This is a genomic window from Ruminococcus sp. BSD2780120874_150323_B10 (assembly GCF_015553695.1).
Lineage (GTDB): Bacteria > Bacillota > Clostridia > Oscillospirales > Acutalibacteraceae > Ruminococcoides > Ruminococcoides intestinale_A.
This window is the reverse complement of record NZ_JADNHD010000017.1, coordinates 1-24,416: the sequence shown is the minus strand read 5'-3', so window position 1 is coordinate 24,416 and position 24,416 is coordinate 1. Positions and strand designations below refer to the sequence as shown.

Here is a 24,416-nt window from a genome sequence, read left to right as displayed (position 1 = left end):
TAATCTCCTCAAATAATTATCGTACTTCTTTTGAGTACGCTCTTAGTTTAGTTAATTTTTGTAAAGCTATTTACCTCCTATTTGTAAAATGCCCGTAAAAAATTATTTTAATTATGTTATGAAATAATATTTCCTATAAAAAGTGATGACAAGAGGCAAATAATATGTTATAATATTATAAATATTGATATTTAGGAGGCTGAAACCAATGGAAAATACAAAGATTCCATATAAAATTTATCTTGACGAAAGTGAAATACCTACTCAATGGTATAATGTTCGTGCAGATATGAAAAACAAGCCTGCTCCTCTTCTTAACCCTGCTACATTAAAACCAATGACAGCAGAGGAGCTTTATCCTGTTTTCTGTAAAGAACTCGTAGCACAGGAACTTAACGATACAGACGCATACATAGATATTCCGCAGGAAATTCAGGATTTCTATAAAATGTACCGTCCGTCCCCGCTTATCAGAGCATATTTCCTTGAAAAAGCTCTCGGAACTCCTGCTAAGATTTACTATAAGTTTGAGGGTAACAATACAAGCGGCAGTCATAAATTAAACTCTGCCATCGCACAGGCTTATTATGCTAAAAAGCAGGGTCTTAAAGGCGTTACAACAGAAACAGGCGCAGGCCAGTGGGGTACCGCCCTTTCAATGGCTTGTTCTTACTTTGGTCTTGATTGTAAGGTATATATGGTAAAAGTATCTTACGAACAAAAGCCGTTCAGAAGAGAAGTTATGAGAACTTACGGTGCAAGTGTTACTCCTTCCCCGTCTACAGATACTGCAGTCGGCAGAAAAATTCTTAAGGAGCACCCGGGCACAACAGGCAGTCTTGGCTGTGCAATTTCCGAGGCTGTAGAAGTTGCAACTTCTACAGAAGGATACCGTTATGTACTCGGCAGTGTGCTCAATCAGGTACTTCTTCACCAGTCGGTTATCGGTCTTGAGGCTAAAAAAGCTCTTGATAAATACAATGTTAAGCCTGACATCATTATCGGTTGTGCCGGCGGCGGTTCTAACCTTGGCGGTCTTATATCTCCGTTCGTAGGCGAAAAATTAAGAGGTGAGGCTGATTACAGAATTATTGCCGTTGAACCTGCATCTTGCCCAAGCTTGACAAGAGGTAAGTTTGCATATGACTTCTGCGATACCGGCAAGGTTTGCCCGCTCTCTAAGATGTACACACTCGGCAGCGGATTTATTCCGTCCGCTAACCATGCCGGCGGACTTCGTTACCACGGTATGAGCAGTACACTTTCACAGCTTTACCACGACGGTCTTATGGAGGCTACTTCTGTTGAGCAGACATCTGTATTTGCTGCCGCAGAACAATTTGCAAGAGTTGAGGGTATTCTCCCTGCTCCGGAAAGCAGCCATGCAATCAGAGTTGCAATTAATGAGGCTCTCAAATGCAAAGAAACAGGCGAAGAAAAAACTATTCTCTTTGGTCTTACAGGTACAGGCTACTTCGATATGCTTGCATATGAGAAGTTTAACGACGGTCTTATGAGCGACTATATTCCGACAGACGAGGAACTCCAGAAAGGCTTTGACGGTCTTCCGAATGTTCCGGAAAACTGATATAATTATTATGGAGAGAGGCTTTCCTCTCTCCTTTTTATTATAGTAATTTTTATTAATAATTGTAAAAATATCAACTTAATTAGTCATAACTAACTCGTAACTACTTGACAAAATAATTCTGTTGTGCTATTATTCCATTCGTAGAAAATTATTCTTGAAAGGAAATGACATATATGGCAAAACCAAAGCTTCCAATTCCTGTAACACTTCTTACAGGTTATCTTGGTTCCGGTAAAACTACACTTATCAACCATGTCCTCGGCAATCAGGAGGGCTACAAATGTGCCGTTATCGTAAATGATATAGGCGAAGTTAATATTGACGCTGAGCTTATTCAGAAAGCAGGCGTTGTTACTCAAAAAGATGACAACCTTGTTCCGCTTTCAAACGGCTGTATTTGCTGTACACTTAAGGTTGACCTTATCAATCAGATTGCAGAACTTGTAAAGTCAGGTAAATTTGATTATATTCTCATTGAGGCAAGCGGTATCTGCGAGCCACTACCTATTGCACAGTCTATTGCTGTACTTGAGGGTGACGAAGAGGAAGGCACTCCTGCTATCTGCCGTCTTGACAACATTGTAACTGTTGTTGACGCACTCAGAATGGCTACAGAGTTTGGCTGCGGCGACAATCTTCTTAAAGACGATGTTGACGAAGAAGACATTGAAAGCCTTGTTATTCAGCAGATTGAGTTCTGTTCTACTATCATTCTCAACAAAGTTGATATGGTAAATGAGGAGCAGCTCGGCAGAGTTAAGGCTATGATTAGAACTCTTCAGCCAAAGGCTAAAATTATTGAGGCTAACTACGGTAAGGTAAGCGTTGGCGACATTCTCAATACAAATCTTTATGACTTTGAAGAAACTGCAGGTTCAGCAGGCTGGGCACAGGCTTACGATAAGGACGAAGACGAGAAAAACGAACATCACGATCATGATGAGAATGAACACGAACATCATCACCACGACGAGGACGAGCATGAGCATCATCACCACGATGAAGACGAGCATGAGCATCACCATCATCATGATGACGAAGATCACTCTCACTGCGACCACGAGCACGGTCACTGTTGCCACCATCACCACCACGGTGACGATGATGAAGAGTACGGTATCTGTACTTTTGTGTACCACAGCCGCCGTCCGTTCAATCAGGAAAAATTACAGGAATTTGTAAACAATTGGCCAAAGGGCGTTGTTCGTGCAAAGGGTATTCTTTGGTTCTCCGATAAAGACAAGAGAGATTACCTCTATGTATTTGAGCAGGCAGGCGTACAGATTACCGCTACAGAAAACGGCAAATGGCTTGCTGCATTCCCTAAGAGCGAGCAGAAGAAATACTTTAAAGAGTATCCTGATATTGAAGAGCATTGGGATGAAAAATACGGCGACCGTGAAATCAAACTTGTATTTATCGGTCAGCATATGGATAAGCAGAATATTATTGAAAGACTTAACAATTGTCTTGACGATTAATAAAAATAATTACAGGGTTGATTCAGAAAATAGAATCAACCCTGTTTTTTTACCAAAAATTGTAATTAATTTATAGTTTAGCACACAGTTAAGATTGTTTTGAAAAAGTATTCCGCATTTAGAATAGAATCTAAATTTTTAATTATTGATATAAAATATAAATTATTCTGATTTATTATCTTCTTTTGTTTTCTTTTTGGCGGCGGATTTAAACGGAACAACCGAACCGTCCTCCTGTTTAATACTTACATTATCGAGAGTATTATCAAACTGATCTCTGATTTCGGCAAGATACACGGCATAAAGCTGTTTCTGTTCTGCCTGTTCTTCGGCATTAAGTCCGAGTGTTTTCTTTTTCTTTGCAAGTTCATTTATTCTTTTAATTAAATCTTTATCCATAATAATCACTTCCTATGTTAATAATACCACACTGTAAAGTTTTTTGCAATACAAAAGCCGTATCATATGGACAACCATAAGATACGGCTTAATTTTTTACCAGTAACGAGCCTCGGTTTTTACTCTTGTATATGCTTTTTTGCTTCTCGCTCTTGTACGGCGGGCTTTTTTTGAAGCCTTAATATTTTTAATAATATATACACCGCCAAAAATCGAAAGTAAAGCAAGAACTACTACAAACCAAAGACCAACATTAAGATTGCGCTTTACAACTGCTGAAATAATAGCAGGTGTATTGGCTGATGTGTTTGAAAGTGCAGCCTTTGTAACCTTATTTGCAGCCTGCGCTACAACTGCGGCTGAATGTGTATAATCCTGATTTTGTGTATTCTGCAAAACAAATTGTGATGAACCTACCTGCGGCATTGCATACGGACCTGTGTAGCTTACTGTAGAAGCAAGTGCGGAACCGTTGCTTGAAAGTGCTGTTGCCGAGAACATTGCCTGATATGTATCCTGATCCACAATACCTGTAGCTTCAAGATTATTTGCAAGCTGGAATGCCTCAACAGCATGTACTGTAGTTTCTCCGAAGTAGCCGGTAGCTATTTCATTAAAGAAACCGAGAATAGCAAGTCTGTTCTGAATTGTGAGAACTGAGTTACTCTGATCGCCCAACTGATATGTAGGTGTCTGTTCAGCAAGTTTTGCCTGAACATCGGCATAGGTAGGACAATCTTCCGAGTAAAGAATATCTCTGTCTGTACCTGAAATACCGTCAACATCTACTCCTGCTGCCTGCTGGAACTGAATGTAAGCTGCCTCTGTTGCATCGTCAAACTTACCGTTTACTTCGCCATCATAGTAGCCAAGCTCCTTAAGTCTTTCCTGAATCTTCGTTACTTCGTCACCCTCATCGCCGTTTCTGTAAAGAACAGGCTCTGTAGGTGTTTCTTCTTTTACCTCTTCAGTCGAACTGCTGTTGTCGCTGTCAGTTGAAGAATCGTCAACCGTGTTGTTTGAAGAGTTGTTGTCTGAACTTGAAGAAGAATTGTCGGAAGAATTTGAAGAAGACGGATCTGACGGAGTATTGCTTGATCTGCCCTTTGAATCAAAGTAATATGTAGTGCCGTCAATTGTTCTTGATGTATCTACAATGTATTCGCCGTTTTCATAGTAATAATAATCACCGTTGAACTCTTCCCAACCGTTTTCTATGTAGTCAATAGCGCCTACCTTGTACCACTGTGTCCACCCCATATAATCTACGGTGTCATAGCATACATCTTCGTCATCGTTTCTTGCGTCAACTGCCATACCGTCGCCGATATATACACCGACATGACCATCCATATGAAGACCGAGTCCGTGTATTCGTGGAATACCGTTGCTGACATATCCACTTGCGCTTGATGCATACAGCTGTGAATCTCCGCCTCTTGCGTTGCCTCCGCAATAGGAATAAATAAGACCGGAACAATCTACGGTACCTGGAGTAGCTCCGCCGTAAACATAGCTCCAACCGCTGTAATATGCATTGAGCGCCCACTCTGCAAGACCTGCACCTGTGCCTGATGCATGAGCTGTAGTACTGCCTGCGACTGCGCACGCACCCGAAAGCATTGTTACACTCAACAGCACAGAAGCAATTTTCTTACTTCGCTGCATTGTATTACCTCCAAATTGTGTCAGGTGTAATAATTACATCAAAATTACACTTATTAACAAATTTGTAATAATTATAGCAGATATTCAAGAAAAAATCAACCCCTAGTTTAGCATCCCTCTCCTTTTTTGTTAAAAAGCACAATAAAAACGCTATTATAATTCAATATCAGAATTTTAATTCACATTTAGATTACAAATCAAGTAAATTTTTGTAACATTTTGAAATAATTGTAAATATAATTATTTATTAAACACGAGGCAACAAATAAGCCGCACTCTGACGAGTACGGCTGAATTTGTAATAATTAAATTATTTTTCATCATGTTTGAAATCATTGTCAGAAATATTGTAAGTAGCACCTACACCTTCCTGAGCAAGTTTCCTTTCGTTTTCAATTACACTGTCTTTTTTGTCAGGCCACTTTGCATAGAGAACCTTCAAAAGGATAGGAGTAAGAATTGAAGAAACAATAATGAGAATGATTACAGCTGTAAAGAACTTAGCGTCCATAAGACCTGCGTCAAGTCCCTTTTGCGCAACAATAAGAGCAACCTCACCGCGGTTCATCATACCTACACCGATTTTAAGCGAATCCGTCATATTGAACTTACAAATTTTTGCCATACCGCCACAGCCGATAATTTTGGTTACAAGAGCTACAGCAACAAGAGCGATTGAGAACCATAATATCTGCATATTAAAGTTATCAAAACTTGTCTGTAAACCGATGCTTGCAAAGAAAATAGGTCCGAAGATCATATATGAACTGATGTCCATTTTTCTTTCAATATAACCCGCATCATTGATGTTACAAAGAATAATACCTGCTACATAAGCACCTGTAATATCGGCAATACCAAAGAATTCTTCCGAACAATAAGCTGCCGCAAAACAAAGAACAAGTCCGAAAATCGGAATTCTTCTTGAATGAGGCCAGTGCTTGCTGATCCATTTAAAGAGGAAGTAAAGTGCAAAACCAAGTACAATTGCAAGTACAAAGAAAAGAATTGTCTTGATGCAAACATCAACAGGTGAAACATCAGGGCTCTTGAAGCCGATAACTACGGTAAGAAGAATAATACCTATAATATCGTCAAGTATCGCAGCGGAAAGTATCGTTGTGCCGACCTTTCCTTTCAGATGTCCCATTTCCTTAAGAGCCTGTACGGTAATACTAACCGATGTTGCCGCAAGAACAGTACCCATAAATATGCCTTCGTAAAGCCGTGTATCCGGAGTACCGAATCCAAAGCCCATATAAACAAGCATACCGCCTACAAGAGGAACAGCAACACCTGACAAAGCAATCAACAATGCAACAGGTCCTGTTTTTACAAGTTCCTTAAGGTCTGTTCCCAAACCTGCCGAGAACATAAGTAAAATTACGCCGATTTCTGCCATACCTGAAATAAAATCGTCCTTAACTACAAGGTTAAGCAGTGAAGGTCCGATAATAAGGCCGGCAATGATTTCGCCAACAACCTGCGGTGCTTTGAGCTTACGGGCAAGAAGTCCGCAAAGCTTAGCAGCAACAAGGATTATGGCAAGATTTCTTAGAATAAGCATTAAATCCATAGTGCGCCCCTTCTCCCTATACATATTAATATAGGAAATATTAAAAATTTTCCACCATATATTTTAGCACTTTTGCTTTAAATTTCAAGACGGTATTGTTAATATCTTAACAGTAGCAACAGTTTTGTTGTTATTTACATTTTTTAGCATTTATCTATAATATTTATGTATTTTTTATCTATATATAATTGATTTTAAAATTTTAGAAAATTAGTTGTTTTTTTATGGTATTTTAAATTACCATTTTAAAGACATTCAAGTATTTAAGCCTTTATGCTTAATTTGTAATTAGAAATAATTTCTTATTATTTTGTCGAATATGTAAGAATACAGCATACCTCAATACTAATTTATTATGTAATGCGATAAAAGTAACAAAAAGCGAAAAAAAAACGAAAAAAACATTGACAAATATTTAACAAAGATGTTAAAATGGTATTACTGAAAATTAGAAAATCAGTACCAGTATAAGTTTGAAAGGATCCTTCAAATTATGAAAAAAATATTATGCGCACTTATTGCAGGTGCAATGTGTGCAACAATGGTTTTCAGCCTTGCAGGCTGCGGCTGTTCGAATAAAAACGAACCCGGCTATACCATTGAAGCTACAAAGCCTGACCTTACAAACAACGGCTTTGGTTATTACATTGTAAACAGCAATGAGCTTATGGTAACAGAGTACACAGGTAACGAAAAAAATATTGTTATTCCGGATACCTATAACAACTATAAAGTAACATCAATAGGTCCTAACGCTTTCAGCGAAAAGGACATTGAGAGTATAACAATTCCCGATACGGTAACTGAGATTGAAGGTCATGCTTTCCAGTCATGTGCAAATCTTAAGTCGGTTACACTTTCCAAAAATCTTAAAACATTAGGCAATAATGTATTTTTCCTCTGTACTTCACTTGAAGAAGTTACAGTTCCGGGTTCGGTAACAGACCTTGGTCTTTTCACTTTCCAGGGTTCGGGAGTTAAAAAAGTAACTATCGAATCAGGCAGTCTTGAAGAAATCAGAGAATATGTTTTTTATCAGTGCCCTGCCATTACAGAAATCGACATTCCTGCCAATGTAACTAAAATGTCTGAATACAGCGTTTGTGATAACGCAAACACTGTTACAATAAATGCTCCAAAGGGTTCTTACGCAGAAAACTATGTAAAAACCAACGGAAAAACCAACAAGCTTGAATTTAAAGCTGTTGAAGAATAAGTCATCCATTTTCAGCTTTTTGCTGAATAAAATACAAAATGCTAGATAAGAGGTAGATTTAATGAGCACAAAAGAGTATCCGATCGTAGAAAACGCAGAGACTTTTGAGGCAGCTTTAGCAAAAGTTAAAGAAGCTCAGAAGATTTTCGCAACCTACACACAGGAACAGGTTGACAAGATTTTCCTTGCAGCAGCATCCGCAGCTAACAAGATGAGAATCCCACTCGCTAAAATGGCCGTTGAAGAAACAGGCATGGGCGTAGCTGAAGATAAGGTTATCAAAAACCACTTCGCTTCTGAGTACATTTACAATGCTTATAAAAATGTTCAGACATGTGGCGTAATCGAAGAGGACAAATCTTTCGGTATTAAGAAGATTGCAGAGCCAATCGGTGTTATCGCTGCAGTTATTCCAACAACAAACCCAACATCAACAGCTATCTTTAAGACACTTATCTGCTTAAAGACAAGAAACGGTATCATCATCAGCCCACACCCACGTGCTAAGAAGAGCACAATTGAGGCTGCTAAGGTTGTTCTTGAGGCTGCTGTAGCTGCAGGTGCTCCAGAGGGCATTATCAGCTGGATTGACATTCCAAGCCTTGAGCTTACAAATATGCTTATGCAGGAAGCTGATTGCATCCTTGCTACAGGTGGTCCCGGCATGGTTAAGGCTGCTTACTCATCAGGTAAGCCTGCTCTCGGCGTTGGTGCAGGTAACACTCCTGCAATTATTGACGAATCAGCAGATATTCTCCTTGCTGTAAACTCAATTATTCACTCAAAGACATTCGATAACGGTATGATTTGTGCTTCAGAGCAGTCAGTTATCGTTGAAAAGAAGATTTATTCAAAGGTTAAAAAGGAATTTAAGGCTCGTGGCTGCTATTTCCTTAATGACGAAGAGACAGAGAAGGTAAGAAAGACTATCATCATCAACGGCGCACTTAACGCTAAGATCGTTGGTCAGAAGCCTGTTACAATTGCTGCTCTTGCAGGTGTAACAGTTCCTGAAGAAACAAAGATTCTTATCGGTGAAGTTGAAAGCGTTGACATCAGCGAAGAGTTTGCACACGAGAAGCTTTCTCCTGTACTTGCTATGTACAAGGCAGAGGACTTTGAAGATGCACTTGCTAAGGCTGAACAGCTCATTGCTGACGGCGGTTACGGTCATACATCTTCCCTCTATGTTGATGCTGTTAACGATAGAGCTAAGATTGACGAGTTTGCAGGCCGTATGAAGACTTGCCGTATACTCGTAAACACACCATCTTCACAGGGTGGTATCGGTGACCTCTACAACTTTAAGCTTAGACCATCTCTTACACTCGGCTGCGGCTCATGGGGCGGTAACTCAGTTTCAGAGAACGTAGGTGTCAAGCACCTTATCAACATTAAGACAGTAGCCGAGAGGAGAGAAAATATGCTTTGGTTCAGAGCACCACAGAAGGTTTATATTAAGAGAGGCTGTATGCCTGTTGCTCTTCAGGAACTCAAGGATGTTATGGGTAAGAAGAGAGCATTTATCGTAACTGACTCATTCCTTTACAAGAATGGTTATACAAAGCCAATCACAGATAAACTTGATGAGATGGGCATTGTTTACACAACATTTGCTGATGTTGAGCCTGATCCGTCACTTATCTCTGCTCAGAAGGGTGCAGAGGCTATGCGTAAGTTTGAGCCTGATGTAATCATCGCACTCGGCGGCGGTTCAGCAATGGATGCCGGTAAGATTATGTGGGTTCTCTATGAGCATCCGGAAGCAGACTTCCAGGATATGGCTATGCGTTTCTGCGATATTCGTAAGAGAGTTTACACATTCCCTAAGATGGGTGAAAAGGCTTACTTCATCGCTGTTCCAACATCTTCAGGTACAGGTTCTGAGGTAACACCATTCGCAGTTATCACAGATCAGGAAACAGGCGTTAAGTACCCACTCGCTGACTACGAGCTTATGCCAAATATGGCTATCGTAGATGCTAACAATATGATGAGCGGTCCTAAGGGTCTTACAGCTGCATCAGGTATCGATGCTGTCAGCCACGCACTTGAGGCTTATGCATCAATGATGGCTACTGACTTTACAGACGGTCTTGCACTTAGAGCTCTTGAAGTTATCTTCAAGTATCTCCCGGCTTGCTATGACAACGGTATGAACGAGCCTTTTGCTCGTGAGAAAGTTGCTCACGGTGCTACAATGGCAGGTATGGCATTTGCTAACGCATTCCTCGGTGTATGTCACTCAATGGCTCATAAGCTCGGTGCTTTCCACCACATTCCACACGGTATTGCTAATGCCCTTATGCTTGAGCAGGTTATCCGTTTCAACTCTGTAGAAACTCCTGCTAAGATGGGTACATTCCCACAGTATGATCATCCAAAGACACAGGCTCGTTACGCTGAAGTAGCAAGATTCCTCGGTCTTGGCGGTAAGGACGATGCTGAAAGCGTTGAGAACCTCATTAAGGCTGTCAATGACCTTAAGGCAAGAGTTGGTATTAAGAACTCAATCAAGGAGTACGGTATCGATGAAGCTGACTTCCTTGCAAGACTTGACGATATGACAGAGCAGGCATTCGACGATCAGTGCACAGGCGCTAACCCAAGATACCCACTCTTCAAGGAAATCAAGCAGATGTATCTCAATGCTTATTATGGCAACAACAGCGAGACAGTTTAATAGATAAATTATTTCGTTACTTCTCCCCCGTGGTTTCCCACGGGGGATTTTTTAGGTTCTATTTATAAATTATGGTTAAGCGGAGTGTCGGTCGGGCATTGAAATTTAGCTAACGCTAAATTATCCTCCCAAAAACAAAAAAGTTTACTCATTTTTTTCAAAAATTGCGGGTTTGGGTAGCGCCCATAAAATCTTCCGATACAACAATTTATAAGGCGCAAACAGCCACGCTGTTTGCGTGCTAAAACTAAGTTTGTTAAAACAGGCGAAAGCCTTTTATAAAAGAAATGATTAACTTTTCATTATATATCGAATGGCTTTCTTGTTGCTATCGCAACTTTTAAAGGCTAACGCCGTTGTGTTCAAGCCGCCAAACAGCGAGCTGTTTGGCTATCGTTAGCTTGCATAAACGGAAAGTATTTGTGGGCTTTGCCCACACCCACGACCTTTGAAAAGGTCGACCAAACTTTTATAATTACCTGTCGAAACAATTTTCTAAACCATAATTTAATTGTTAAATATTTATCGTTAAAAAAATGTCAATATGCACAAAACATTGTTAAGTTTTTATCAATAGTTTAGTTAATAATTTAACATAATTTTTGTTATATACGCTCAATTATGGTATTATTTTTTATTCACTCATACAAAAACAGTAAGATTATATTGTCTAATTAACCAAAGAATTTTTTAAAACTTCTGTTATTTTACCTCTATACCTAAGCATAAAGTTGTTGTATAATATAACCAAAGCAAAAGAGAAATTGCTTAGTTTTTTATTGAAAGGAATGACTTTTATGAAATTTGAAACAATTCTTGCCGAAAGAAAGAATAAGGTTATATATAAAGATGGCGATAAGACCATTAAGGTTTTTGACGAATCTTTCCCAAAATCAGATATACTCAACGAGGCACTTAATCAGGCTCGTGTAGAAGAAACAGGTCTTAATATTCCGTCTTTACAGGAAGTAACTAAAATTGACGGAAAGTGGGCAATCATTTCCGATTACATCGAAGGTAAAACACTTGCTCAACTTATGGAAGAAAATCCTGAAAAGACAGACGAATATCTTGAGTTATTTGTAAATTTGCAGATGGAAGTTTTATCAAAGAAAGCTCCATTACTTAACAAACTTAAAGATAAAATGCAGCGTAAAATTTCCGAAACAGGTCTTGACGCTACAACAAGATATGAGCTTTCTACCCGTTTACACGGTATGCCTAAGCATACAAAAGTTTGCCACGGTGACTTTAACCCAAGTAACATAATTATTACTGCTGACGGCACACCGTATATTCTCGACTGGTCACATGCAACACAAGGCAACGGCTCTGCTGATGCTGCAAGAACATATCTCTTATTTAAACTTAACAAGCAGGATGAACTTGCTAAAAAGTATATTAAGTTATTCTGTGACAAGACTGATACTGCTCGCCAGTATGTACAGGAATGGTTACCGATTGTAGCTGCTTCTCAGTCAGTTAAGGGCAAAGAGGAAGAGCGTGAATTCTTACTCTCATGGGTAAATGTTTGCGATTACCAGTAATTTTAATTCATAAATTATTTAAATCTTTTTATTAATTCTCCTTACTTTCTAATTCCCGAATAAAAGATGCTCCTGTTCATAAAATAGAACAGGAGCATTTTTTTGAGGTGAACAATATGTCAAGTGTACACAAATTAATTGTAAACAACTTTCAATCAGTCTGGCTATAAGTCTTGGCATTGGAGGTTTATCCGGATTAATTACAATGATGGGAATGGAGAGTTTTAAAAATCCTAATAAACCTCCACTCACACCCCCTGATTTTCTATTCCCTATCGTATTGACAATACTTTTATGGTTACTTATAATTTTAATGATAAAATGGGTAACATTTGCAGCTTATTTAAATATTGGTTTAGCGGAGTGTCGGTCGGGCATTGAAATTTAGCTAATGCTAAATTCTTCTCTCAAAAACAAAAAAGTTTACTCAATTTTTTCAAAAATTGCGGGTATGGGCAGCGCCCATAAAAAACTTCCAATATAACAATTTATCAGGCGCAAACAGCCACGCTGTTTGCGTGCTAAAACTAAGTTTGTTAAAACAGACGACAGCCTTTTATAAAAGAAATGATTAACTTTTCATTATATATCGAATGGCTTTCTTGTTGCTATCGCATTAAAGGACTTTCGCCGTTGTGTTCAAGCCGCCAAACAGCGAGCTGTTTGGCTATCGTTCGATTGCATAAACGGAAAGTATTTGTGGGCTTTGCCCACACCCACGACCTTTGAAAAGGTCGACCAAACTTTTATAATTGCTTGGCTAAACTGTGCACTCAACCAAATTTATTTTAATTTTTAACATAAAAATCCACAAACACAAAAGCCACTTTTGAACTAAATCAAAAGTGGCTTTCACTCTTATATAATAAAACTTTAAGAAATCATATCTTTAAGTTTCTGTTCAACTGCTGCAGCATCTGCTTTACCACGGCTGTTCTTCATTACATTACCGACAAGAGCCTTAATAGCTTTTTCCTTACCGTTCTTGTAATCATCTACAGCCTTAGGATTGTTCTCTATAGCCTGTTTACAAAGTTCATTTACAGTGTTTTCATCAAGTCCTGCCATATCACTTTCACTGATAAAATCAAGTGCTCCCTTGCCGGAATCAAGCATTTTCTCAAGTGTAGCCTTAGCAAGGTTATTGCGTATCTTGCCGCTGTCAATCAATTTTACAAGCTCATTGAGTTGTTCAGGTGTTATTGATACATCAAATGTTTCCTTATCAGCCTCGGTTTCTGTTCTGCGGAAAATCTGACCGATAATAAAGTTAGATACAGACTTTGCGGATTTTACACCCTCGCAAGCCTTATCAAAGAACTCGCTGATTTTTCTGTATTTTGTAAGAAGTTGTGCATCCTTTTCAGGAATTTCAAGTTCTTCAATATATCTCTTGCATTTGTCAGAAGGAAGTTCAGGCATTTCAGCCTTTAAGCTCTCCACAACATCTCTTGGGACATTGATTGTAACAAGGTCAGGATCTCTGAAATAACGGTAATCGTGAGCGTCTTCTTTACTGCGCATTGAAGATGTAGTGTTTGTTGCATCATCATAACGGAGAGTTTCCTGCACTACTTTGCCGCCGCTCTCAATTAAATCTACCTGACGCTCATACTCATACTCCATTGCTTTGGCAATATTTGTAATTGAGTTCATATTCTTAATCTCTGTTCTTGTTCCAAGAGTTTCACTGCCCTCAGGACGAACAGAAATATTAACATCGCAACGCATTGAGCCTTCCTGCATACGGCAGTCGGAAATTCCTATATAGCGCATTACCTGCTGTAATTTTTCCACATACTCCTTAGCCTCGTCAATAGAACGAATATCAGGCTCCGATACAATCTCGATAAGAGGAACACCGCCACGGTTGTAGTCGACATATGTGTCGCCGTGCTGATGAATAAGTTTTCCTGCATCTTCTTCAATATGAATATGATGAAGTCTGATTTTTCTGCCGTTTGAAAGCTCTACATAGCCGCCGATTGAAAGCGGTGCATAAAGCTGGCTGATTTGATAAGCCTTTGAAAGGTCAGGATAACAGTAGTTCTTTCTGTCCATTTTAGAAATCTCCGCAATCTCACCGTGAGTGGCAAGACCTGCCTTGATACCAAAGTTTACAACCTCACGATTAAGTTTTGGAAGTGTACCCGGAAGTCCGATACATACGGGACAGCAATGTGAGTTAGGTGCACCGCCAAACGCTGTTGTACATGAGCAGAAAATTTTTGTCTTTGTAGCAAGTTCAATATGGGTTTCAAAACCCGCAACTAATTCATATTTCACAGCTTAACACCCCACTTTGTATCCTTAAAGTTTTCTCCGTCAGCCTGCTGATATTTAAACGCTGCATTTAAAATTTCAGCCTCGCCAAAACTCTTGCCGATAAGCTGCATACCGATTGGCATACCGTTTGCGTTAAATCCGCACGGAACGGATACACCCGGAAGTCCTGCAATATTTACAGGTACGGTACAAATATCTGTAAGATAAGTTTCAATCGGATCGGAAACTGCGTGACCCGCCTCGAAAGCAGTCATAGGAACTGTTGGAGCAAGAATTACATCACAATGCTCAAATGCATCTGTAAATGCCTTTACAATAGTTCCACGCAAATTCTGTGCCTTTTTATAATAAGCGTCATAATAACCGGCAGAGAGTACATATGTGCCGAGAAGAATTCTTCTCTTAACTTCCTCACCAAAGCCCTCTGAACGGGTGCGGCAAATCATATCGTGAGTGCCGTTATAATGCGGTGTTTTATAACCAAAACGAATACCGTCGTATCTGCCGAGGTTTGAAGATGCCTCTGCACAGGCAATAATGTAATAAACAGGAAGAGCAAACTTAAGTGCAGGCATATCAAAATACACTATTTCTGCACCGAGTGATTCATAAACTTTTGCGGCATTGAGAACTGCCTCTTTAACATCGTCACGAATACCGTCAAGATACTCACGGGCAATACCGATTTTCATACCCTTGATGTCATTGTTGAGCTTTCCGTAAGTTGCGCCGCCGACATTACCCTTTGAAGTGCTGTCTTTTTCGTCATACTGTGAAATTGCATCAAATACAATAGACGCATCTTCAACGCTCTTTGTGATAGGTCCAATTTGGTCAAGTGAGCTTGCATAAGCGATAAGACCGTAACGAGATACACTGCCGTATGTCGGCTTAAGACCTACGATACCGCAAAAACTTGCAGGCTGACGGATAGAACCGCCTGTATCAGAACCAAGTCCGTATGCTGCAATGTTTGCGCCGACAGCGCTTGCTACGCCGCCTGATGAACCGCCGGATACATACTTTGTGTTAAACGGATTCATTGCACCGCCAAAGCATGAAGTTTCACACGAAGAGCCCATTGCAAATTCGTCCATATTTGTTTTACCGAGCATAACTGCATTTTGTGCAGAAAGATTCTCCCATACAGTTGCATTATAAATCGGCTTGTAACCTTTAAGGATTTTAGAACAGCAAGTAGTTTCAATGTCCTTTGTGGAAAGGTTATCTTTCAATGTCATCGGAACACCCTCGAGCATACCGATTTCTTCGCCCTTTGCAATTTTTTCGTCAACAGTCTTTGCGGTTTCAAGCGCTGTATCGGGAGTTACATTTACATAAGCGTTAAGCTCGCCGTTTGATTTTTCTATTTCTTCAAGATAGCTTTTAGTAAGCTCCGTACACGAAACCTGCTTGGAAACAAGCATTTCGTGAATTTTTGCAATACTACCCATTTTTACACCTCTTATTCTCTGCCTCTAACAAGGAAATGTGACTCTGCCTGTTCAGGGGCATTTTTCAAAATTTCCTCGCTGTCATATGACTCAACCACAACATCCTCACGAAATACATTTGAAAGGTTGTTTATGTTGTCAAAGCTCTCACCGCTTGTGGGAGCATTATTGATTGTATCGGCAAAATCTATAATTTCCTGCATTGACTGTGTAAGGCTGTCAAGCTCCTCTTCGGGAACGAACAGCTTTGAAAGCAACGCAATGTTTTCAACATCTTCTCTTGTTACCATAAAAACCATCCTTTGTATAAACAGAATCAGGGCAAGTTATAAAAACAACTCGCCCTTTGAGTATATATGAAGTTATCTTAATTTAATGTGAACTTCACGAAGCTGCTGCTCTGTTACCTCTCCAGGTGAACCGAGGAGAAGATCCTGAGCATTTGAGTTCATTGGGAAAGCAATAACCTCTCTGATGTTCTCTTCTTCAGTAATTAGCATAATCATTCTGTCAACGCCCGGAGCCATACCTGCATGTGGCGGAGCACCGTACTGGAATGCGTTGTAGAGAGCAGAGAACTTGGATTTAAGCTCATCTTCGGTATATCCTGCAATCTCGAAAGCCTTAATCATAATGTCAAGGTCGTGGTTACGAACAGCACCTGATGAAAGCTCAACACCGTTACATACGATGTCATACTGATAAGCAAGAATATCATCGGGGTTCTTATTAAGCAAGCTGTCCATACCGCCCTGTGGCATGGAGAATGGGTTGTGTGTAAATATTACCTGACCTGTGGTTTCGTCATGCTCATACATTGGGAAGTCAACGATAAAGCACATCTCAAACTTTGACTTGTCAATAAGGTCAAGACGGGTAGCAACCTCTGTACGAATCTGACCTGCAAGCTTTGGAGCGTCTTTTTCTGTATCTGCGATAAAGTAAATAACATCGCCTGCGTTAGAATTATTACGCTTAATAAGCTCCTCTCTGTCGCCCTCTTTAAGGAACTTATCAATAGGACCGTCAAAAGTCATATCATCTCTTACCTTAACATAACCGAGACCCTTCATTCCGATAGAAAGTGCAAACTCTTCCATCTTCTTGAACCAGCTCTTTGACTGCTTTGCGGCACCCGGTACATTAATTGAACGAACAGTCTTTTTGAGGAACGGCTTAAAGTCAGTTTCCTCAAACATATCGCTAATCTCCACGATAACAAGCGGGTTACGGAGATCAGGCTTGTCTGTACCGTACTTTAACATACTTTCAGAGTATGGAATACGGGCAAACGGAGGCTTTGAAACCTCTTTATCTGTAAACTTAGTGAATGTTTCGTAAAGAACTTCTTCTGCAACCGCAAATACATCTTCCTGTGTGGCAAAAGCCATTTCAAAGTCAAGCTGATAGAACTCGCCCGGCGAACGGTCTGCTCTTGCATCCTCATCTCTGAAACAAGGTGCAATCTGGAAGTATCTGTCAAAACCAGAAACCATAAGGAGCTGTTTGAAAATCTGCGGAGCCTGCGGAAGAGCATAGAATTTGCCCTTGTGCTTACGGCTCGGAATAAGATAATCTCTTGCTCCTTCCGGTGATGAAGTTGAAAGAATCGGTGTCTGAATTTCATTAAATCCCATCTCGTTCATTTTTGCACGGAGGAATGTTATAATCTGTGAACGGAGCATAATGTTATTATGCACCTTCTGATTACGAAGGTCGAGGAAACGATACTTTAAGCGAACTTCCTCTGAAGTATTTGTTGATGTTGCAACCTCAAAAGGAAGAACATTTTTACATTTACCGAGAACGGTAATGTCATCTGTGTGTACCTCAACATAACCGGTAGCAATCTTAGAGTTGATAGTTTCTTCATCTCTCTTTACTACCTTACCGCTCAATGTTACGGTACATTCTTTGTTAATACCCTTAAGTAACTCGTCATTGTGAACTACTACCTGAAGAACACCGTACTGATCACGAATGTCAAGGAACATTACGCCGCCGTGGTCACGGATATTTTCAACCCAGCCTGCTACACGAACTTCCTGTCCGATATTTTCTTCTCTTAACTCACCGCAAGTTACGGTGCGATACTGATTAGCTTTTATCATATATCTACAGTTCCTTTCACTGATATTGTGCTAAATTGCCTATTCTTTTGTATTATACCACAATTTGCCTAAGCAATCAATATTTTAAATGATTTTTATTTCAAAAATTCTATCTTTTTCAGACAATGCCGCACAAATAATGTGCGGCACCGTTTATTCAACACTCTTAAGGCTTTCAACCATATTTACTTTTTTAATCTTAAATCCCATTGCAAAATTCACAATCAAAGCAAATGCAAATGTCAGCAAAGCCGCAAAAACGAATGATGTAGGCAAAATATCTCTGCCAAACATTACATTGTCAACCTCAACGGTCTGAATAATAAATCTTGTAAGGAAAATACCGAGAACAAGTCCCGAAAGAATACCTCCGAGAGTAAGCACGATATTTTCTTTATAAATAACGCTTGAGGTTTCTCTGCTGTAAAATCCGAGCACCTTAAAAGTTGCGATTTCACGCACACGCTCGGCAATGTTGATATTTGTAAGATTATAAAGCACTACAAACGCAAGTGCCGCTGCACAAATAATCATAACAAGCACAACCATATTAAGCGAATTGAGCATATCTTCAATTTCACCCATACCTGATGAAAGATAGGTTACACCCGCTACTTTATCATTCGTCAGCATTTTTTCACCGAACGCAGTCTGTTCGTCAGGATTTTTCAGTACAACCTGTGCCATATTAAACTGCGGTTCTTCTCCGAATTTTTCACTGTAAAGTTTAGGAGAAATAAACACATAATTCTTTATATACTGTTCATAAATTCCGCCTACTGTAAGTTCTGCGGTTTTATCATCAACAGTTACACTTACGGTATCACCGACTTTGGCAGACAATTCGGTCGCCATTTTTTCATTTATCATTACGGAATCATCGGTAATATCAAGGTGCTTTTTGTCGCCCCTTGTTCTAAGTTCTGTAACCTCCGAAAATCTCTGCGGATCTTCCATTACCGTAAGATAAGTGCTTTCATCTTTTACAACATTATTTTTCTTTACAACAACTTCCTGCTGACCTGCAAGCATAATTGACGCTGCGTCGCCCGTATTGTTTATTGCATTTTTCAGATAATCAAGCTGTTCGGCAGTTCCGCCTTCTTTAGGAATAACAACCGCATTATATTTGAATATTTCGCTAAACTGTGTATCGGTAAGCGGAATAAAGCTGTTTTTAAGTCCGAATGCCGCAACTATCAAAGCCGTGCAGCCTGCAATGCCTATGATTGTCATAAACATTCTTGATTTATATCTGAAAATATTTCTTGTAGTCAGCTTTGCGGAAAAATTCATATGTTTCCATATCGGAGTAATTCTCTCAAGCAGTATCCTCTTGCCTGCTTTCGGAGTTTTAGGTCTTAGAATTTTTGCACAGCTCTGGCTTAATTCTCTTACACATACTATTACAGAAACAAGCAATGTACAAAGTACGGCGGCAAGCGTACCGAGTATAATACTCTGTGCATCAGGTACAATGCTGATGTCAGGCATATAATACATAATCTGATATGCATTATAAATAATATACGGCAGTGTATTTATGCCTATTAATACACCTACGGTACAACCGATTACACCTGCAAAAACAGCATAAATCGCAAATTTCATTATTATGCTTAAGTTATTGTAGCCGAGCGCTTTTAATATTCCGATTTCTTTACGCTTTTCCTCTACAAGTCTTGACATTGTGGTTACACAAACCAAAACCGCAACGAGTAAAAAGAACATCGGGAATACTGATGCCACTGCACCGAGTCGCTCAACATTCTGCGCAAAGGTTGAATAACCCGGATTATCCGACCTGTCAAACACATACCACTCAGGATCTGCTATAGCGTCTATTTCTTCCTGTGCGTCGGCAATTTTTTGTTCTGCCTCTTTAAATTTATCATCAGCCTCGGCTTTTGAATCGTTGTATTCTTTCCAACCGTCATCAAGCTTTTGTCTGCCGCTTATTTTCTGCTCCTCAAGTTCGGACTTTCCGTTGTCATATTTTTCCTGTGCTGTCGCAAGTTCGGTTTCAGCCTGCGATATTTGAGCTTGTCCCTCTGTTTTTTTACTTTCAAGCTGTGCTTGTCCGTCCGCAATCTGCAGTTCTGCACTCTGAATTTGAGCAAGTGCATAGTCAAGCTGTGCCTGTCCTTCCGCTTTTTGTGTTTCAAGCTCTTGTTTTCCATTGTTCAGCTGTTGTTCTGCCGTATCAAGCTGTTCTTGCGCCATAGCAAGTTTTGTTTCACAATCTGCTAAAACTGCCTGAACCTGTGTAAGCTGTTCCTGCAATACAGCAAGAGCGGTTTCGTCCTCTGTAACCTCAATTTGCGCCTGTAAAGCCTCAATCTGTGATTTGCAAGTTGCTATTGCGGTTTCAAGCTGCGGCTTTTGATTGTTTTCAAATTCACTTTTTGCGGCATTGAATTCATCTTCTTTTTCGGCAAGAGTTTCTTCCGCTATGCTGATTTTTGAATTATATTCTTCAACACCTGAATTATATTCGGCTTTTGCACTGTCAAGTTCCGCCTGCGCAGAAGAAAGTTCGCTTTCACCTGCCGCAATGCCGTTTTCGTATTCTTCTTTAGCAGTTTCAAGCTTACTTTTTCCGTCATCTATCTGCTTTTTGGCTGTGTCAAGTTGCGATTGTGCATCTGAAATCTTATCTATATATTCTTTTTCCGAATTATCTAAAGTTGTTTTTGCATCATCAAGTTTTGTAAGAGCCTCGGATTTTTCGGTTTCATAATCGTTTTTACTGTCCTCAAGTTCCTGTTTTGCTTTGCCTATAACATCTTTATCAAATGCCTCACAGCGTAAATCGGCGGTATTTTCAAGAACAGTTGTAAAGCTTTCAATGTCTTTTTCATATTCGTCATCAAAGACTGAACCGTCGCCGTCAGAAAAAACGGTTTTCACATACATTTCCGTATATCTTTCGGTTACAAAATCATCCTGATAAATATACATAAATGCTACAATATTGCCGTTGCCGATTGTAGTTGAGCCACGCTGATACGAAATATACATAGGTGATTCCACTTTACCGACGACGGTATATTCAAGCGTATCTACCATATCAAGTGCATTGGATTCTCCGCTTTCACTTCCAAATACAACCTTGTCGCCGATTTTATAATCACTGCTGCCGACACTGCCGTATTCAACAAGGATTTCACCCTTTTTCTCGGGTAGTCTTCCCTCTTTTATGTTTAATGTATTAAGAGTTTTATTATTGTTATAACTTTTAGGTGCAGCGGTTACTCTTATAACATTGCCGTTACCTCCGTTTCCGTTTGATTTTAAAACAAGGTCGGCAAAATACGATGGCATAACATCGGTTACATTGTCAAGATTTTCAACCGCTTTTACATCATCTTTATCAAATCCGACAGTAGATACAAGCCTGTAATCCATAAGATTGGATTGAGAATAATATTCGTCTGCCATATTGTACATTGACGGAACCGTAGCTTTGATTCCGGCAAAAAATCCAACACCGAGTGCAATAATCGCAAGTATAGAAATAAACCTTGCTTTAGAATTTGCAATTTCTCTGAAAGTATTTTTTAACAGGGTTTTAGTCAATGTCCTCTCCCCTTTCGCAGAAAATATGAATTACCATTCGATTTCTTCAACATTTTTAGGTTCATCATTGTGAACATCCATAATTACCCTGCCGCTTCTCATCTTTATAATATGATCTGCCATTGGGGTAATTGCTGAATTGTGGGTTATGAGAACTACCGTCATATTTTCTTTTCGGCAGGTTTCCTGCAAAAGTTTTAAAATCTGTCTGCCGGTGTTATAGTCAAGAGCACCCGTCGGCTCATCGCAAAGTAAAAGTTTAGGTCGCTTGGCAAGTGCTCTTGCAATAGACACTCTCTGCTGTTCACCGCCCGAAAGTTGAGCGGGAAAGTTTGCACTGCGCTGTGAAAGTCCGACGCTTTCAAGCGCCTCTGTACTGTCCATCGGATTTTTACTTATCTGCGTTGCAAGCTCTACATTTTCTTTTGCGGTAAGGTTAGGCACAAGGTTATAAAACTGAAATACAAAACCAATGTCAAACCGTCTGTATTCAATAAGCTGTTTGTCTTTCAGCTTGCTTATGTCTCTGCCGCCGACAATAATACTGCCTTTTGTACAGGTATCCATTCCGCCGAGAATATTAAGTACGGTTGTCTTGCCTGCACCCGATGCACCGACTACCACGCAAAACTCGCCCTGCTCTATATTAAAAGAAACACCCTCGACAGCGTTAATAGTCACTTCGCCCATTTTATATATTTTGTAAACATCTTTAAATTCAACAAGGCTCATAATATCCTCCCGTAACGGTAAATTTTCTTTGCTTTTTAAAGCGCTGAATATACAGAATAAACCTGCTTATAATACAATATTATAGCACTTTTTACACCTCTTATCAATATACAAATACAGTGTTGATGTCGAAAAAACCACAATATGACAAAACCGACCAAATTAATTGGCAATTGGCTTGACGAGGGTAAAAAATTATGCTAAAATACTAACGAACATAGGTTATTGCAGTGTAGATTGTTTGGTAATTACAACTCACCGCAAATTCTGATACTATGTAATTTAAGAAACAGAAAGGTTGATACTGAAATGGCAAAGATTGATTTAACTAAGTATGGTATTACCGGTACTACTGAAATTATCCACAATCCTTCCTATGACGAACTCTTTAACGAGGAAACAAAGGCTGATTTGGAAGGCTATGAGGTTGGACAGGAAACTGAGCTTGGCGCAGTTAATGTTATGACCGGTATTTACACAGGCCGTTCACCTAAAGATAAGTTCATCGTTATGGACGAGAATTCAAAGGACACTGTATGGTGGACTTCTGACGAATACAAGAACGACAACCATCCTGCAACACAGGAAGCTTGGGAAGCTGTAAAAGCACTTGCTAAGAAAGAGCTTTCAAACAAGAAGCTTTATGTTGTAGATGCATTCTGCGGCGCTAACCATGATACAAGAATGGCAGTTCGTTTCATCGTTGAGGTTGCTTGGCAGGCTCACTTTGTAACAAATATGTTCATCAAGCCATCTGCTGAAGAGCTTGAGAACTTTGAGCCTGATTTCGTTGTTTACAACGCATCAAAGGCTAAGGTTGAGAACTACAAGGAGCTCGGTCTTAACTCTGAAACAGCTGTAATGTTCAACATCACAAGCCGTGAGCAGGTTATCGTAAACACATGGTACGGCGGTGAGATGAAGAAGGGTATGTTCTCAATGATGAACTACTACCTCCCACTTAAGGGTATTGCTTCAATGCACTGTTCAGCTAACACAGATAAGAACGGCGAGAACACAGCTATCTTCTTTGGTCTTTCAGGTACAGGTAAAACTACACTTTCAACAGATCCTAAAAGACTTCTCATTGGTGATGACGAGCACGGTTGGGACGACAACGGTGTATTTAACTTCGAGGGCGGTTGCTATGCTAAGGTTATTAACCTTGACAAAGAGTCAGAGCCTGACATCTACAACGCAATCAGAAGAGATGCTCTTCTTGAGAACGTAACAGTAGATAAGGACGGTAAAATTGACTTTAACGACAAGACAGTTACAGAGAACACTCGTGTATCTTACCCAATCAACCACATTGAGAACATTGTTCGTCCTGTATCTTCAGCTCCTGCTGCTAAGAATGTAATCTTCCTTTCAGCAGATGCTTTCGGTGTACTTCCGCCTGTATCAATCCTTACTCCTGAGCAGACAAAGTACTACTTCCTCTCAGGCTTTACAGCTAAGCTCGCAGGTACAGAGCGTGGCATTACAGAGCCAACTCCAACATTCTCTGCTTGCTTCGGTCAGGCTTTCCTTGAGCTTCACCCAACAAAGTATGCTGAAGAGCTCGTTAAGAAGATGGAAAAGAGCGGTGCTAAGGCTTACCTCGTAAACACAGGTTGGAACGGCACAGGCAAGCGTATCTCTATTAAGGATACAAGAGGTATCATCGACGCTATTCTCGACGGTTCTATCACAAAGGCTCCTACAAAGACAATCCCTCACTTCAACTTTGAAGTTCCTACAGAGCTTCCGGGTGTTGATCCTGCAATTCTCGACCCACGCGACACATATACAAATGTTGCTGATTGGGAAGCAAAGGCACAGGATCTTGCAGCTCGTTTTGTTAAGAACTTTGCTAAGTACGAAGGCAACGAGGCAGGTAAGGCTCTCGTAGAGGCAGGCCCTAAGGCTTAATCTTTGTATTAATTTTAGTACAAGCTAACTAAATAAAGGCTCTATGTCAATAGTTGGGGTAAACCCGAAAAAGAAGAATTGAAATGAACAAGCGATAGTAAATGAACTGACCCCAAAAAGTTAGACAAAGTTATAAAGAAATAATTATGCAAAGCGACTAAGAGAGATCTTGGTCGCTT

At 39.9% G+C, this 24,416-nt stretch carries 15 protein-coding genes; 6 read left to right on the top strand and 9 right to left on the bottom strand.

All coding sequences use genetic code 11. The features are described 5' to 3' along the window. Window positions 1–208 precede the first annotated feature (208 nt). Together I2E21_RS10325 and I2E21_RS10320 are read left to right on the top strand one after the other, a co-directional pair. Window positions 209–1,588, top strand: coding sequence for a TrpB-like pyridoxal phosphate-dependent enzyme (locus tag I2E21_RS10325; protein ID WP_195411263.1), 1,380 nt, complete (start codon window positions 209–211; stop codon window positions 1,586–1,588). A gap of 176 nt (window positions 1,589–1,764) precedes the next feature. Further along, complete coding sequence (locus I2E21_RS10320) at window positions 1,765–3,072, top strand: GTP-binding protein (protein WP_195411262.1); 1,308 nt, start codon at window positions 1,765–1,767, stop codon at window positions 3,070–3,072. A gap of 162 nt (window positions 3,073–3,234) precedes the next feature. Here the strand turns inward: I2E21_RS10320 and I2E21_RS10315 are convergent, their stop codons facing one another. From I2E21_RS10315 to I2E21_RS10305, 3 genes are all read right to left on the bottom strand, one after another. After that, complete coding sequence (locus tag I2E21_RS10315; protein WP_186936282.1) at window positions 3,235–3,471, bottom strand: DUF896 domain-containing protein; 237 nt, start codon at window positions 3,469–3,471, stop codon at window positions 3,235–3,237. Window positions 3,472–3,567: 96 nt separating this feature from the next. Continuing rightward, window positions 3,568–5,139 (bottom strand): peptidoglycan-binding protein, encoded by a 1,572-nt coding sequence (locus I2E21_RS10310; protein ID WP_195411261.1) that lies wholly within the window; start codon window positions 5,137–5,139, stop codon window positions 3,568–3,570. 310 nt (window positions 5,140–5,449) lie between these two features. Further along, entirely contained in the window at window positions 5,450–6,715 is a 1,266-nt protein-coding gene (locus I2E21_RS10305) for a cation:proton antiporter (protein WP_022234593.1), read from the bottom strand. Window positions 6,716–7,208: 493 nt separating this feature from the next. Here I2E21_RS10305 and I2E21_RS10300 point away from each other — a divergent pair, with 493 nt between their 5' ends. The 3 genes from I2E21_RS10300 to I2E21_RS10290 all read left to right on the top strand — a co-directional run bounded on the left by I2E21_RS10300 (window position 7,209) and on the right by I2E21_RS10290 (window position 12,161). Then, window positions 7,209–7,931, top strand: a complete 723-nt coding sequence (locus tag I2E21_RS10300) for a leucine-rich repeat domain-containing protein (RefSeq protein WP_022234592.1) — start codon at window positions 7,209–7,211, stop codon at window positions 7,929–7,931. Window positions 7,932–7,992: 61 nt separating this feature from the next. Next, window positions 7,993–10,614, top strand: a complete 2,622-nt coding sequence (adhE, locus tag I2E21_RS10295) for a bifunctional acetaldehyde-CoA/alcohol dehydrogenase (RefSeq protein ID WP_195411260.1) — start codon at window positions 7,993–7,995, stop codon at window positions 10,612–10,614. 797 nt (window positions 10,615–11,411) lie between these two features. Then, the gene (locus tag I2E21_RS10290) at window positions 11,412–12,161 is read left to right on the top strand and encodes a phosphotransferase (protein ID WP_195411259.1); all 750 of its coding nucleotides are present in this window, start codon (window positions 11,412–11,414) and stop codon (window positions 12,159–12,161) included. Between the two features lie 873 nt (window positions 12,162–13,034). Here the strand turns inward: I2E21_RS10290 and gatB are convergent. From gatB to I2E21_RS10255, 6 genes are all read right to left on the bottom strand, one after another. After that, window positions 13,035–14,447, bottom strand: a complete 1,413-nt coding sequence (gene gatB, locus I2E21_RS10280; protein WP_022233848.1) for an Asp-tRNA(Asn)/Glu-tRNA(Gln) amidotransferase subunit GatB — start codon at window positions 14,445–14,447, stop codon at window positions 13,035–13,037. Next, window positions 14,444–15,901 (bottom strand): Asp-tRNA(Asn)/Glu-tRNA(Gln) amidotransferase subunit GatA, encoded by a 1,458-nt coding sequence (gatA, locus tag I2E21_RS10275; RefSeq protein ID WP_195411258.1) that lies wholly within the window; start codon window positions 15,899–15,901, stop codon window positions 14,444–14,446. Before gatA ends, gatB begins: the two co-directional genes overlap by 4 nt. An 11-nt stretch (window positions 15,902–15,912) precedes the next feature. Next, window positions 15,913–16,191 carry an Asp-tRNA(Asn)/Glu-tRNA(Gln) amidotransferase subunit GatC gene (gene gatC / locus I2E21_RS10270; protein ID WP_022233846.1) on the bottom strand — a complete coding sequence of 93 codons (279 nt, stop codon included), beginning with the start codon at window positions 16,189–16,191 and terminating at the stop codon, window positions 15,913–15,915. A 72-nt stretch (window positions 16,192–16,263) separates the two neighbouring features. Beyond that, on the bottom strand, window positions 16,264–18,012 hold the full coding sequence (gene aspS / locus I2E21_RS10265) for an aspartate--tRNA ligase (RefSeq protein ID WP_195411257.1): 1,749 nt from the start codon (window positions 18,010–18,012) through the stop codon (window positions 16,264–16,266). Between the two features lie 153 nt (window positions 18,013–18,165). Beyond that, entirely contained in the window at window positions 18,166–21,591 is a 3,426-nt protein-coding gene (locus I2E21_RS10260; RefSeq protein WP_195411256.1) for an FtsX-like permease family protein, read from the bottom strand. A gap of 30 nt (window positions 21,592–21,621) precedes the next feature. Then, the gene (locus I2E21_RS10255; protein WP_022233843.1) at window positions 21,622–22,323 is read right to left on the bottom strand and encodes an ABC transporter ATP-binding protein; all 702 of its coding nucleotides are present in this window, start codon (window positions 22,321–22,323) and stop codon (window positions 21,622–21,624) included. 309 nt (window positions 22,324–22,632) lie between these two features. Here I2E21_RS10255 and pckA point away from each other — a divergent pair, with 309 nt between their 5' ends. Beyond that, entirely contained in the window at window positions 22,633–24,237 is a 1,605-nt protein-coding gene (gene pckA, locus I2E21_RS10250; protein WP_022233842.1) for a phosphoenolpyruvate carboxykinase (ATP), read from the top strand. The last annotated feature ends 179 nt before the right edge of the window (window positions 24,238–24,416 follow it).